14 protein-coding genes are annotated in these 12,898 nt (G+C 70.6%); 6 read left to right on the top strand and 8 right to left on the bottom strand.

Annotation, left to right across the window (positions count from 1 at the left end):
- Positions 1 to 55: 55 nt before the first annotated feature.
- The 4 genes from F3J18_RS31355 to F3J18_RS31340 all read right to left on the bottom strand — a co-directional run bounded on the left by F3J18_RS31355 (position 56) and on the right by F3J18_RS31340 (position 4,534).
- Positions 56 to 943 carry a LysR family transcriptional regulator gene (locus tag F3J18_RS31355; protein ID WP_025099491.1) on the bottom strand — a complete coding sequence of 296 codons (888 nt, stop codon included), beginning with the start codon at positions 941 to 943 and terminating at the stop codon, positions 56 to 58.
- 229 nt (positions 944 to 1,172) lie between these two features.
- Entirely contained in the window at positions 1,173 to 2,489 is a 1,317-nt protein-coding gene (locus F3J18_RS31350) for an MFS transporter (protein ID WP_240154676.1), read from the bottom strand.
- A gap of 178 nt (positions 2,490 to 2,667) precedes the next feature.
- A complete protein-coding gene (locus tag F3J18_RS31345; RefSeq protein ID WP_025099493.1) occupies positions 2,668 to 3,468 on the bottom strand; it encodes an SDR family oxidoreductase in 801 nt (266 codons plus the stop codon).
- A 301-nt stretch (positions 3,469 to 3,769) separates the two neighbouring features.
- Complete coding sequence (locus tag F3J18_RS31340; protein WP_025099494.1) at positions 3,770 to 4,534, bottom strand: metallophosphoesterase; 765 nt, start codon at positions 4,532 to 4,534, stop codon at positions 3,770 to 3,772.
- A gap of 411 nt (positions 4,535 to 4,945) precedes the next feature.
- Between F3J18_RS31340 and F3J18_RS31335 the strand changes: the two genes are divergently transcribed.
- Positions 4,946 to 6,226, top strand: coding sequence for an Nramp family divalent metal transporter (locus F3J18_RS31335; RefSeq protein WP_046575374.1), 1,281 nt, complete (start codon positions 4,946 to 4,948; stop codon positions 6,224 to 6,226).
- Positions 6,227 to 6,386: 160 nt separating this feature from the next.
- Here F3J18_RS31335 and F3J18_RS31330 read toward each other — a convergent pair whose 3' ends face one another.
- Together F3J18_RS31330 and F3J18_RS31325 are read right to left on the bottom strand one after the other, a co-directional pair.
- Positions 6,387 to 6,758 (bottom strand): DUF1493 family protein, encoded by a 372-nt coding sequence (locus F3J18_RS31330; RefSeq protein WP_166915994.1) that lies wholly within the window; start codon positions 6,756 to 6,758, stop codon positions 6,387 to 6,389.
- A 3-nt stretch (positions 6,759 to 6,761) separates the two neighbouring features.
- Positions 6,762 to 7,193, bottom strand: a complete 432-nt coding sequence (locus F3J18_RS31325; protein ID WP_166915998.1) for an STM2901 family protein — start codon at positions 7,191 to 7,193, stop codon at positions 6,762 to 6,764.
- Positions 7,194 to 7,392: 199 nt separating this feature from the next.
- Between F3J18_RS31325 and F3J18_RS31320 the strand changes: the two genes are divergently transcribed.
- Positions 7,393 to 7,833: a DUF2000 domain-containing protein gene (locus tag F3J18_RS31320; protein WP_166915992.1), complete on the top strand. Its 441-nt coding sequence runs from the start codon at positions 7,393 to 7,395 to the stop codon at positions 7,831 to 7,833.
- A gap of 89 nt (positions 7,834 to 7,922) precedes the next feature.
- On the opposite strand, the gene F3J18_RS31315 is transcribed toward F3J18_RS31320, so the two are convergent.
- A complete protein-coding gene (locus tag F3J18_RS31315; RefSeq protein ID WP_025099498.1) occupies positions 7,923 to 8,810 on the bottom strand; it encodes an AraC family transcriptional regulator in 888 nt (295 codons plus the stop codon).
- Here F3J18_RS31315 and F3J18_RS31310 point away from each other — a divergent pair.
- The 4 genes from F3J18_RS31310 to F3J18_RS31295 all read left to right on the top strand — a co-directional run bounded on the left by F3J18_RS31310 (position 8,809) and on the right by F3J18_RS31295 (position 11,911).
- The gene (locus tag F3J18_RS31310; RefSeq protein WP_166915988.1) at positions 8,809 to 9,039 is read left to right on the top strand and encodes a hypothetical protein; all 231 of its coding nucleotides are present in this window, start codon (positions 8,809 to 8,811) and stop codon (positions 9,037 to 9,039) included. The genes F3J18_RS31315 and F3J18_RS31310 overlap by 2 nt on opposite strands.
- A 174-nt stretch (positions 9,040 to 9,213) precedes the next feature.
- The gene (locus F3J18_RS31305) at positions 9,214 to 10,143 is read left to right on the top strand and encodes an AraC family transcriptional regulator (protein WP_025099500.1); all 930 of its coding nucleotides are present in this window, start codon (positions 9,214 to 9,216) and stop codon (positions 10,141 to 10,143) included.
- A gap of 62 nt (positions 10,144 to 10,205) precedes the next feature.
- Positions 10,206 to 10,778 (top strand): flavin reductase family protein, encoded by a 573-nt coding sequence (locus F3J18_RS31300; protein WP_205195634.1) that lies wholly within the window; start codon positions 10,206 to 10,208, stop codon positions 10,776 to 10,778.
- A gap of 143 nt (positions 10,779 to 10,921) precedes the next feature.
- On the top strand, positions 10,922 to 11,911 hold the full coding sequence (locus F3J18_RS31295; protein ID WP_017920466.1) for an aliphatic sulfonate ABC transporter substrate-binding protein: 990 nt from the start codon (positions 10,922 to 10,924) through the stop codon (positions 11,909 to 11,911).
- Positions 11,912 to 11,977: 66 nt separating this feature from the next.
- Here F3J18_RS31295 and F3J18_RS31290 read toward each other — a convergent pair.
- Positions 11,978 to 12,898: sulfonate ABC transporter substrate-binding protein (locus F3J18_RS31290; protein ID WP_240156466.1), on the bottom strand; the 921-nt coding region annotated here is incomplete at its 5' end.

The raw sequence follows: 12,898 nt of genomic DNA, 5'->3' as shown, positions 1-12,898 counted from the left end.
TGAGCCGACGCACTTGAGCCGGTGAGCTTGAGTGGACGCGCTCAAGCCGGCTCGCTCAGGCCGCGGCCGCCAGCTCGCGCGCGATCGCCAGCAGCAGCGCGGCCAGCGCCGACAGCGGCCGCTCGCGCCGCGTCACCGCGACGATGCGCCGGCGCATCACCGGCGCGGCGATCGGAATTCGCGTCAGCCCGTATTCGCCGAGCAGGCGCGACGGGATCCGCATCGGCAGGATGCACTGGCCGTTGGTCAGCGAGACCAGCTTCAGCATCGCGTCCATCGAGTCGACCTCGGCGGCCACCTTGGCATCGAAGGCGCGACCGTGCAGCATGCGGCGCAGCGCGTAGCTGGGCGGGAACACGATCAGCGGCGGCGTGTGCGCGTCGAGCGTGATGGCCGCCAGCGAGGCAAAGCGCGAGCTCTGGTGCACCACGAAACCCATCTCCTCGTCGAACAGCGGCGTGATCTCGAGCAGGTCGGAGGCCACCGCCGCGTCGTAGACGAAACCGATCTCGGCGCCGCCGCCCTCCACCATTTCCGCCACGCCCGGCGAGCTGCGCTCCAGCAGCGAGACGCTGGCGTCGGGACGCTGCCGCATGAAGCGCGCGACGATCTCCGAGACGAAGTCGTGGCCGAGCGTGTGCACGGTGGCGACATTGAGGTTGCCGGCGGTCAGCCCGTGGCGCTCGCGCAACTGCATCACCGCATCGTCGATCGCCTGGTAGGCCGGCCGCGCGGCTTCGAGCAGGCGGCGCCCCGCGTCGGTCGGCTCGACGCCGCGGCCGTGCCGCACGAACAGCGGCTGCCCGACATGGCGCTCGAGCGCGGCCAGTTGCCGGCTCAATCCCGATTGCGAAAGCGACAGCGCCTCGGCCGCGGCCGACAGCGACCCGCGGTTCGCGATCTCGAGGAACAGCCGCAGCGGATGGTCGATATTGCCCTTCATGAACCCTGCCTGACACGAAAACCGGATCGGTAGCGGCGCGCGCGCCGGCACCGGCGCGCCGAACGCGCTCGGATTATTGCAGGTCTGGAGGCAATCGACAGGGATGCCCGAACGGGCGGGAAACGGGGCTATCGGCCGGCACGCGCGGCAATGAGCGGGATGCGCGGAAGTGGTTGCGGATGCAACGGTTTCGCGCGGCGGGCGACCGGCGCCGCGCGATCGCCTGGCTTCAGTGCGAGGCGCCGGCGCGCAACTCGCGCGGCTTCAGGAACGGCGAGAGCAGCGCCATGGCCAGGCCCACGCCGACCAGGCAGGCCATCGGCACGTCGAAGCTGCCGGTCAGGTCGCGCAGCAGGCCGACCGCGAACGGGCCGCAGGCGGCGATCAGGTAGCCGACCAGCAGCGAGAAGGCGTTCCAGGTGTTCGCTTCCTCGGCGCTATGCGTGTTGTCGAGCGGCAGCGTCATGCCCAGCGTGAAGCCGCCGGCCAGCCCGCAGGCGGACAGGGCCACCCACAGCGTGGTGAGCTGCATCGGCGCCCAGGCGATGCCGGCCAGCCCGGCCACCGCCAGCGCCGCGCACAGCAGCAGCCAGCCGCGCCGGTCGTGATGGCGGCTCAGCGAGCCAATCACCGGGTTGGCGACCGTGAACACCGCCATGAAGGTGGCCAGCACCAGCCCGGCGCGCTCGGGCGACAGGCCGTGCTCGTGATACGAAGGCGGCAGCCAGGACAGCAGCGCGTAGAACAGCAGGTTGTCGCAGGCGAAATAGAGGGCCACCAGCCAGGCCTTGGGATCGCGCAACGGCAGCCGGATCGCGGCGCGTGCAGGTGCCGTGGCGGCAGGCGCGGCGCCCGCATCGGAGCGCGCCACCATGCGCGCGCCGAGGATCGCCACGATGCCGAGCACGCCCCACACGCCCGCGCCGAGACGCCAGCCGAACGCCGAGTGGCTGGCCACGAAGCCGGTGGCGGCCGCCGCGAGCGTGCTGCCGAACGACAGCGCGGTGGCATAGATACCCATCAGCAGTGCCACGCGGCTGGGGAATTTCGCCTTGATCAGGCCGCCGAACAGCGCGCCGGCGATCGCGATGCCGGCGCCCACGCCGACCGTAGCCGCCAGCAGGCCGAAGGTGTTCGGCGCGAAGGCGCGCGCCACGGTCGCCAGCGAGAGCAGCAGCAACGCGCCCATCAGCACCGCGTTGCGGCCGAAGCGGCGCGCCAGCCACGGCGTGGGCAGCGCGAGCAGGCCCATCAGCAGGTCGGGGATCGCCGTCATCAGCGAGGCGGTGGCATGCGAGATCGCGAAGGTCTGCTGGATCTGCGGCAGCAGCGGCCCCATCGACACGATGCCGGGCCGCAGGTTGATCGCCACCAGCACGATCGCGACGATCAGCGTCCACTCGCCGGCCAGGCCCGGTTTCGCGGGTGCGGCCGGCGCGCTTGCCGCACCTGCCCGGGCGAGCGCCGCCGCGGTCCTCGCTTCCTGCGCGGAGCCGGCGCCGCCGCGCCCCGCCATCTGTTCCGTCGTCTGTCTGTCGCCACGCATGGGGGTCACTTTGGGTTGGTTGTCTGTCGTGTTCGGTGGTTCGTCCGGCGCCGTCTCGCCATGCCCGCCGGGCCGCCGCGACAGTATCGACGGCGAATGCGCGGCGAGCCATGAAGCGGCGCGCATAGCAGCTATGCGCGCCGCGGGGCCGTCGCGACGGCCAGCGGCCTCGATCGCCTCAGACGGCCTTGATCTCGCCGCCGTCCATGCGCAGCGTCGAGCCCACCATCCAGCGCCCGGCCGGCGACAGCACGAAGGCGAACAGCTCGGCGATGTCCTCGGGCGTGCCGTAGCGCGTGATGCCGGCCTGCTGCGGAAACTGCTCGATCGCCTGCTCCACGCTCATGCCATGCGCGGGCGCGTATTTCTCCAGGTAGGAACGGCGCCGGTCGGTCATCACCGGCCCCGGCAGCACGCTATTGACCTGCACGCCGTCGCCCACGCCGCGCTCGGCGAAGGCCTTGGCAAGCGCGACGATCGCCGCGTTGACGGTAGCCACCGCCGCGAAGGCCGATTTCGGCGCCTGCGCCGAGTTGCCGGAGGTGAAGATCACCGAGCCGCCGCTCGCCTTCAGCGCCTCCCAGGCATGCACCGTGAGACGCCGCGCGCCGTGCAGCTTCAGCGCGAAACCGTCGTCCCATTGCGCGTCGGTCATCTCGAGCACGTCGATCTGCGGCACCGCGCCGGCGATATTGAGCAGCGCGTCGATGCGCCCGAAGGCCGCCAAGGTGCGCGCCACCGCCTGCGCCGCCGCGTCGGGCTCGCGCAGGTCCAGGTCGAGCGCGAGCGCCTGGCTGCCCGCCGCGCGCACCGCCTCGGCGGTGCCCTCGAGCAGCTCGCCGCTGCGCGCGACCAGCACCAGCGCATCGAAATCGCGGGCGAGACGAAGCGCCGTGGCGCGGCCGATGCCGCGGCTCGCCCCCGTCACGATCGCCACCCGCGCCGCCTTGCCTGCCTGCTCCGTGTTGTTGCCGTTCATCTCGCTGTCCTCCGTCCGTCTCTCGGTTTGATGGATGCGGGACGGGTCGCGCGGCGCCGGGCACGAATCTTCGCTTCGCAATCCTGACGAATGCGATGCGTGCCCGGCGCTTGCGGCCGTCCTGCTCGATTGCGCCATGGGTGCCGCGGATCGCTCCGCGCGCATGCCGTGCGCCATCGACAGCGCTCATTCTAGCGATGCGATGTAACTTTTCAAGTGATATTTTGACGGTTACACGATTATTTTTCGGAACCGTCCCGTCGAACCTGTCGCAGGTGGCCCGAAGCAGCTCGGAGCGGCTTCAGTCGGCCTGGTAGACGCAGTGCAGCGCCTTCTTGGTGATGCGCTCCTCGTGCGGGTAGCCGAACGCGTTGTTGAGGTAGCGGATGCCGTCGAGCACCACCTCGCGGTTGACGTGGCTATGCCCGTAGAGATGCAGGTCGGGACGGATCCGGCGCACCTGCGCCTCGATCAGGCTGCTGCCGAGCACCGGATAGAGCATGCGTCGCGAGGCGGGGATATAGGCCGGCATCACGTCGATGCGCGGCAGGAAATGCGAGAAGCTGATGGTCGGCCGGCCGCGCGGCAGGTCGTCGAGCACATTGAGGCCGGTGAAATACTCGGCGACATGCCGGCTGGTCCAGCCCTGCGGCCAGCGGCAGGCATGGAAGTCCATCCAGGCATCGCGCAGCTCCTGGCCGGGCACGCCGAAGGATTCGTCGTACCAGCCCAGCAGCGGCACGATCGCCACGCCGTCCACCAGCTCGGCGCGCAGCGTCGCGCCGCTCGCCTCGGCCACCCGCCGCACCTGCTCGAACTTGTCGAGCGAAGTGGTGCCCGGCGGGTCGCGCATCACCCAAAGCTCGTGGTTGCCCGGCACGAAGAACACGCGCCGGAAGCAACTCGCGAAGGTACTCAGGCAGCGCTCCAGCCGCTCCAGCGAATCGGATACGTCGCCGGCCAGGATCAGCACGTCGCGCTGGTACTCGCTGCGCGACAGCGACGCCACCCATTCGGCATTGCCTTCGAAATCGACGTGGATATCGGACAGGGAAAAAATGCGCATCGTATCGACGGTTTCCGCTTGACTCGGGGCCGGCGGGCCGGCGAAACCGGGACCTTATCACGCCCTCGGGCGCCGCGTATGCCGCGCCCCGCGCGGCTTGCGGCCGGCACCACGGCGCTTCGCGAGCGGGCTCGCGCCTTGCGTGGCCGGTTCGGCATGGCTTCGGCGCTACATCGGCCGGCTGCCCCGGCCGTTTCCCGCGTGCGGCGGCTCGCTGCCCTTGCCACGGGCCCGAGCGACCCGCCCCCGTTTTCCAGGACAGCCCGCTATGGGTTTTATCGCCATTTTCAATTGCCAAACACGAATGAGAATAATTATCATTCGTGAATGTGAGTCTGACATGTCCGATGTGAATCGCCTTTCCCGCCTATCCTTTGCTCAGCAGCAGGACCGCGACCGATGCCCGATCCGATGATCCCCTCCCTTCCCTCGCCAGCCGGCCAGTTCCGCCCGCCCACGCCCTGGACCCGTTTCGCCGGTGCCGGCGCGCTGGTGGCGGTCGGCTACATGGATCCCGGCAACTGGGCCACGGCGCTGGCCGGCGGCGCGCAGTTCGGCTACCGGCTGCTGAGCGTGGTCGCGCTGGCCAGCCTGATCGCGATGCTGCTGCAATGGGTGACGGCGCGCGTGGGCGTGGTGACCGGGCGCGACCTGGCCGAGCTGTGCCGCGAGCGGCTGTCGCGGCGCGCCACGGTGCTGCTGTGGCTGGCCACCGAGGCGGCCATCATCGCCTGCGACGTCGCCGAGGTGGTGGGCTGCGCGGTGGCGCTGCAATTGCTGCTGCACGTGCCGCTGCTGACCGGCGTGCTGCTCTCGGCGGTGGGCACCTTCGCGATGCTGGCGCTGCAGCGGCGCGGCCATCGCACGCTGGAAATCTGCGTGGCCGCGCTGATCCTGTTCGTCGCGCTGAGCTTCGTGGCCGAGCTCGCGCTGGCGAGGCCCGACTGGCTCGGCGTGCTGGGCGGCTTCGTGCCGTCCACCGAGCTGGTGCGCAACGCCGGCATGGTCTGGCTGGCGGCCGGCATCGTCGGCGCCACCGTGATGCCGCACAACCTCTACCTGCACTCGGCCCTGGTCAAGCGCCACGTGCCGGCCGGCGAGGACCGCGACGCGGCGATCGCCGACACCATGCGCGGCGTCAGCTACGACACCTTCGGCTCGCTCGGTTTCGCCTTCCTGGTCAACGCGGCGCTGCTGATCGTGGCCGCCGCGGTGTTCCATGCCAGCGGCCATACCGACGTGGACGACCTGGCCGACGCGCATCGCCTGCTCGCGCCGCTGGTCGGCACCGACTGGGCCAGCCTGCTGTTCGCCGCGGCGCTGCTGGCCTGCGGGCTCAATTCGACGGTGACCGGCACGCTCGCCGGGCAGATCGTGATGGAGGGCTTCCTGAAACTGCGCATCGGGCCGACCCGGCGCGCCCTGCTCACGCGCGCGCTGGCGATCGGCCCGGCGCTGGTGGCGGTGATCGCGTTCGGCGACCACGGTTCGGCGCAGTTGCTGGTGGCCAGCCAGGTGGTGCTGAGCCTGCAACTGCCGCTGGCGGTGATTCCGCTGGTGCTGTTCGCCGCCAGCCCGGCGCTGATGGGGCGCTGGCGCATCCGCGGCTGGGTGCTCGCCGCGACCTGGGCCAGCACGGCGCTGATCCTCGCGCTCAATGTGGCCTTGCTGTGGCAGCTGTGGGTGGCCTGACGAGGCCGGGAGTGCGGCGATGTTGATACGGGCCGGCCGAAGCCGCGCGCGATGAATCATGCGGCCAACTCCACCCATGCAAACCATTCCTCGAGACAAACCGGCCCCGGCTGGGTATCCCCTGCCGGGGCCGGTCGAACATCCACATCATCGTAGCCGTCTATGGGGCCTCGCCGGTTGCGACCTCGATCGCCTCGGTATCCCATTTCCCACGACGTATCGCCTCGGCCAGCATCCCCAGGGTCAAGGGTTGCGGCTCCGGCCGCCGGAACGGCTTCACGAACAGTCCGAGGAAGGAGGACAGGAGTTCCTGGCCTTCAGGCCTGAAATAGCGCCGATACGGGAACGCGCGCGCGTCCACCTTGAATGCCTCCGCCCAACTGTCGATGAACTCGACCGCATCCGAGCCGGTCACGCCGAGATCCTGTTCGAGCCGCGACTCGGGCCGCAGGTCGAGCCGGCCACCGAACAACGGTCGGCCGAGTTCCTCGCGGGTGAAGGCTTCCAAACGTTCCCAGATTTCGTCTTTCATGGCTCAGAGCACCCGATCCTCGGGCTTCACGATTCGATTGTAGGTCCGCACGGTGTTTCGCATGATCAGGTATGCATCGCGAGCCAGGAACACCTCGCCCACCACCGGAATCGTCCGGCCGACCCACGCACCCAGCCGGCGCGTGAAAACAACCCGAACGCCGGACAATCCGATGCCGGTAATCATCGGCAGGCGAAACGACAGCTTCTGGGGGAACAGCTTGCGCGCGGCGAGCGAGGCGACCGATGTGCCCTCGGTCGCGCCGACGAATTTGCCCGGGACCGGGACGTCGGCCTGGCCGAGCAACACCGCGGACGCAGCTGCAAGATCATCCAGACCGAGTTGCCTGCGCGTCTCGTCGAGCGCGACCAGGACAAAGACCTCGGCGGGCGATAAATTCTGCCGGGCGCCGTAGCTGTATCGCGTTTCACTCATTTGGTCATCCTCCTTGCGAAGAAAATACTTTACCGTGCCGTCTGGAACAGCAGGGCCGCCCGGCGGATCTGTCACAGCCATGGATCGGGAATCATCCCACGTCCCCTCATTCCCCCTCCCCGCCTGCAATAGCGTTCAAGACACCCGCCGCGCGCGATCGAATAATGCGGTCCTCATCGCTTTCCAGGAGGATTTCCGCATGAACCCCGTGATTCCCGAACACAGCGCGGCGCCGGTCGCCGAACGCTGCGTGATCGTGGTCGACAACCAGTTGCCGCCCGGGCGCGCCGCCAATGCCGCGGCCGTGCTGGCGCTGACCCTCGGCCAGCGCCAGCCGGCCCTGGTCGGGCCGCCGCTGGTCGACGCCGACGGCGTCTCGCATCCGGGCCTGATCCCGATCGGCATCGCCGTGCTCTCGGCCGAGGCGGCCCGGTTGCCGTCGATCCGCGACAAGGCGGTGGCGGCCGGCTGCGAGGTGGTCGACTTCCCGGTGCAGGGCCAGCAGACCACCGACTACTCGGCGTTTCGCGACGCGGTCGCGCAGGTGACCACCGCCGAGCTCGCCTATCTCGGCGTGGCGCTGGTGGGCCCGCGCAAGGCGATCGGCAAGATCGTCTCGAATCTCGGCTTGTTGAAGTGAGACAGGCTGAAACCGCATGATGGTGGCTCGGGCGCCGGATCGGGAATCGCGCCGGACCTTGAATCGACAGCGACCGGCGCCGCCGCGCCTCAGGCGCGCGGCGCCCGAGCGCGCGTGGCGTCGCGGAACACGCCCGGCGTGACGCCCATCATGCGGCGGAACGAGCGCGTCAGGTGCGCCTGGTCGGCGAAGCCGCTGGCCGCGGCCACCTCGCCGAGCGGCCGCCCGAGCCGGATCAGCGCGATCGCCGCGCGCACCCGCGCCTGGCGCTGATAGGCATGCGGCGTCATGCCGAGATGGCGCTCGAAGGCGCGGAACAGGCGAAACACCGGCAAGCCGGCCGCGCCGGCGATCTCCTCGAGATGGACCTGCTGGTCCAGGCGCGCGTCGAGGAATTCGCGCGCGAGACGCACCGCGCGCGGCTCGGCGCCCGGTGCCGCCAGCGACGGCGATTCATGCACATGCCGCTCGAACAGCCGCGCGACGAAGCGCAGGTAACGCTCCTCGCGCCGCAGCGCGTCGCCCTGCGACTCCGATTCCTGGTGGACCCGATAGAACAGCGCGTTGAGCCGCGCATCGCCGATGATCGGCCCGCGGATCGCCGCGCCGCCGCGCGCCTCGCCATCGGACAGCAGCGAGCGCAGGTGCTCGGTGCGCACATAGACGGTGCGCTGGCGCCAGCCGCCCGGATCGACGGGGCCACCCGCGTGCGGCTCGTCGGCGTCGATCGCGTAGAGGTCGCCCTGGCGGGCCACGAACTCGCTGCCGCGCATGCGGATGCGGATCGCGCCCGAGGTGATCAGGGCGAAACAGGCCGTGTCGTGGGTGTGGACGTCGTAGGAGAAGTCGTGGAAATCGCCGCGCAGCAGTTCGGCGGCCAGCTCGGGCGCCTGCCAGATGCGCACCTCGGTCTTGCGCGCGATGGCCGGGGCCGCCTCGCCGGCGCAGCCGCCCGGCGGAAGGATCGAAGCTGTCATGCTGGAGCCGGCCGTGGCGGCGAAGTCGCGAACGCTCCAATGTACCATCGCCGGTAGGTGCCGGGCGGCGGGCGGCGCTGCCGATGTTGCCGATGTTGCCGATGTTGCCGATGTCGCCGATGTCGCCGATGTCGCCGATGTCGCCGATGTCGCCGATGTCGCCGATTCAGCCGACGCAGCCGACGCAGCCAGTGCCCCCAACAAAGCCAACAAGCCTCACGAGCCCTGACCACGACCGCAGCCACCAAGCGCCCTCCCGACCCGGCCCCGATCGCCCCCAACTCCACGATGCTCCGCGATCAGTGCACGATTCTCCGGATCCGCGTCGCGCCCCATTTGCCGATCCACGCGCCGGCGCGATAATCGCCGCAAGCCCCTGCCCTCGCTCCGAACCGCCGACGATATGGACGCCGCGCCGCCCCCCGCCTTCGACCCCGCCGCCTCGCGCGCCGCCCTGATGGCGCGGCTGCGCGCCATCGCCAGCCGCTTCACGCCGATCGACGGCCGCCACCCGACGGCGCTGCCGTCCCTGAGCTTCCACCGCTACTCCGCGCCGACCGCCGACGAATACGGCTTCAGCAAGGTCGCGCTGATCTTCGCGCTGCAGGGCGCGAAAACCATCACCGCCGGCGACACGCGCTACGACTACGACAGCGAACGCGCCGTGGTCACCGCGATCGACATCCCGATCACGGGCCGCGTGACCACGGCCAGCGCGGCGGCGCCCTATCTCTGCTTCATGCTCGAGCTGGACCTGAAACAGGCCGCCGAGCTGCTGGCCTCGCGCGAGCTGCCGCCGCCCGACGAGGCGCCGGCGGGAATCGGCATCTCGGTGGGCGCGCTGTCGCTGGAGCTGGTGGACGCGGCGCTGCGCCTGGCGGCCCTGCTCGACACGCCGCGCGACATCGAGGTGCTGGCGCCGATGATCGAGCGCGAGATCCTCTACCGGCTGCTGACGAGCCCGCAGGGCGGCCGGCTGCGCCAGTTGCTGGTGGCCGACAGCCGCGCCTCGCGCATCACGCGCGCGGTGGAGTGGATCCAGGCGCATTTCGCCGAGCCGATGCGCATCGACGATCTCGCGCGCCATGCCAACATGAGCGTGTCCTCGCTGCATCACCACTTCAAGGAAGCCACCGCCATGAGCCCGCTGCAATACCAGAAGCGGCTGCGGCTCTACGAGGCACGCAGCCTGCTGCTGCGCCGCTCGCGCGATCTCGGCGTGGTGGCCGCCTCGGTCGGCTACGACAACCTCTCGCAGTTCCATCGCGAGTACAAGCGGCAGTTCGGGCTCACGCCGCTGCAGGACGCCGGACGGCTGCGCGCGGCACGCTGAGGCGGCATCCCGCGACACGCCGCGCGCCAGCCGCGCGGCGCCCCTCGTTTTCGGAGACTTCCATGCGAAAACCCGCCCTGCGCGACATCGATCCCTCGAAGACCTATCGCCTGCTCGAATCCGGCCCGGTGGTGCTGGTGGTCACCCACGACGGCCGGCGCGCGAACGTGATGACGATGGGTTTCCACATGGTGATGCGCCACTCGCCGCCGCTGGTGGGCGCGATCATCGGCCCCTGGGACCACAGCCACGCGGCGCTGCGCGAAACCGGCGAATGCGTGCTGGCGGTGCCGGGCGCCGACTGGGCCGCCACCCTGGTGGAGATCGGCAACTGCAGCGGCGCCGAGCTCGACAAGTTCGAGCGCTTCGGCCTGGCCACCGCGCCCTCGAAGCAGGTGGCGCCGCCGCGCCTGGCCGACTGCCTCTACAACATCGAATGCGTGATCGAGGACGACACGCTGGCCGAGCGCCACGACCTGTTCGTGCTGCGCGCGGTGGCCGCCGCCGTCAACGACGCGCGCGAGGAGCGTCGCGTGCTCCACCATCGCGGCGACGGCACCTTCGCCGCCGACGGCGAGGTGTTCGACCTGCGCGAGCGCATGCATCGCTGGAAGGGCTTCCAGGTCGAGATCTGAAGCGCCGGCGCTCGCGCCGCGCAACGCCGCGCGAGATAGTCCTGGCGCTCGGATCGATAGCTGAAATGATCGGTTCGCTGCAGCAGGCAAAACCGGTACGTTAGCGGATTGCCTACCGTCTCCCGTCTCCAGGAATCCGCTTCATGTCCCGACTCACGCGCCGCGCCTTCTCCCGTTCCCTGCTGGCCCTGACGCTGGCCGCCGCCGGCCCGCTCGCGCGGGCGCAGGGCGCGCCCGGCGTGCTGCGCATCGGCTACCAGAAATCCTCGACGCTGATCACGCTGCTCAAGGCGCGCGGCACGCTGGAGAAGGCGCTCGCGCCGCTGAACACGCGCGTCGAATGGCACGAGTTCGCCAGCGGCCTGCCCTTGACCGAGGCGCTCAACGTCGGCGCCGTCGACTTCAGCGCCGACGTGGCCGATACCGTGCCGGTGTTCGCCCAGGCCGCGCAGGCCCGCTTCGTCTACCTCGCCCAGGAAGCGCCCTCGCCCTCGGCGCAGGCGATCCTGGTCAAGCGCGACAGCGGCATCGACACGCTGGCCGCCCTGAAGGGCAAGGACATCGCCACCACCAAGGCGGCCGGCAGCCATTACCTGCTGCTCGCCGCGCTGGCCAAGGCGGGCCTGGCGCCCGCCGACGTCTCGGTGCACTACCTGACGCCCGCCGACGGGCGCGCCGCCTTCGAGCGCGGCAGCGTCGGCGCCTGGATCACCTGGGATCCCTACGTGGCCTCGGTCGATCGTCGCCCCGAGGTCAAGGTGCTGGCCGACGGCACGGGGCTGGCCTCGTACCAGCGCTACTACCTCGCGGCCAGCGACTACGCGGCCGCGCATCCGGCCGTGCTGCAGGCGGTGTTCGACGCGCTGGTGCAGGCCGGCGACTGGCTGCGCGCGCATCCGGACCAGGGCGCGGCCGTGCTGGCGCCGATCTGGGGGCTCGACGCGGCCACCATCGAGCGCGCCAACGCGCGGCGCAGCTACGCGGTGCGCGCCGTGACCGCCGCCCACTTCGACGAGCAGCAGAAGATCGCCGATACCTTCCTGAAGGCGGGCCTGCTGCCGGCGCGCGTCGACACGCGGCAGGCGCTGCGCTGGGATTTCGCGGCGCGTCGCGCGGTGGCGGTGGGAGCTTGAGCGCCTGAGGCGGCGCGGTTGCATGCCGGGCCGCCTCTCGCCAGGGAGGGCGCGGCCCGGTTCGCTTCAGTGCCCCGCCCAGCGCGCCTGCGTGACGTCGAGCTTGCCCGGAATCAGCTTCAACGCCGTGAAGGCATCGGCGATCTGCTGCTGGTAGGCCAGCGTCGCGTCGCCGACCGGCTCGACGTGGTACGTGGCCCGCCCCAGCGCGAGTTCCAGCGTCGGCGCATCGAGCCCGACCAGCGGCGAGAGCTGGGCGGCCACCTCGGGCACGTGGTCGCGCGCCCAGGCGTCGGTGGCGTCGATCTCGGCCAGCACCGCGCGCACCAGCTCGGGATGCGCGCCGGCGAAGGCGCGGCTCGCCAGGTAGTACTGCGTGTTCCTGACGATGCCCTCGCCGTTGCGCAGCGTGCGCGCGCCGGTCTGGCGCTCGACCGCGGCCAGGTAAGGGTCCCAGATCACCCAGGCGTCGATGGCGCGCTGCTCGAAGGCCGCGCGCCCGTCGGCCGGCGCCAGGTAGACGGGCTGGATCTCGCGATAGTCGAGCTTCGCCTCCTGCAGCGCCTTGACCAGCAGGTAGTGGACGTTCGAGCCGCGATTGAGCGCCACCTTCTTGCCGCGCAGCTCGGCCACCGAGCGGATCGGCGAATCGTGCGGCACCACGATCGCCTCGCCTTTCGGCGCGGGCGGCTCGGCGCCGATATAGACGAAGTCCACCTTGCCGGCCTGCGCGAAGATCGGCGGCGTCTCGCCGACCGTACCGATATCGACGGCGCCGGCCGCCAGCCCCTCCAGCAACTGCGGGCCGCCCGGGAATTCGATCCAGCGCACCGTCACGCCGAGCGGCGCGAGCCGCTTCTCGAGCGTGCCGCGCGCCTTCAGCACCACGAAATTGCCGTACTTCTGGTAGCCGATCCGCAGCGTGGTCTCGCCGGCCGCGAGCGCCGCGCCGCTCGCGCCGAGCGCCGCCAGGCCGGCGCCGGCCAG

Origin of the sequence: Burkholderia sp. Ax-1720 (assembly GCF_011753035.1) — a bacterium.
Lineage (GTDB): Bacteria > Pseudomonadota > Gammaproteobacteria > Burkholderiales > Burkholderiaceae > Burkholderia > Burkholderia gladioli.
The sequence above is the reverse complement of the archived record's forward strand: the minus strand, read 5'-3'. Positions and strand labels throughout refer to the sequence as shown.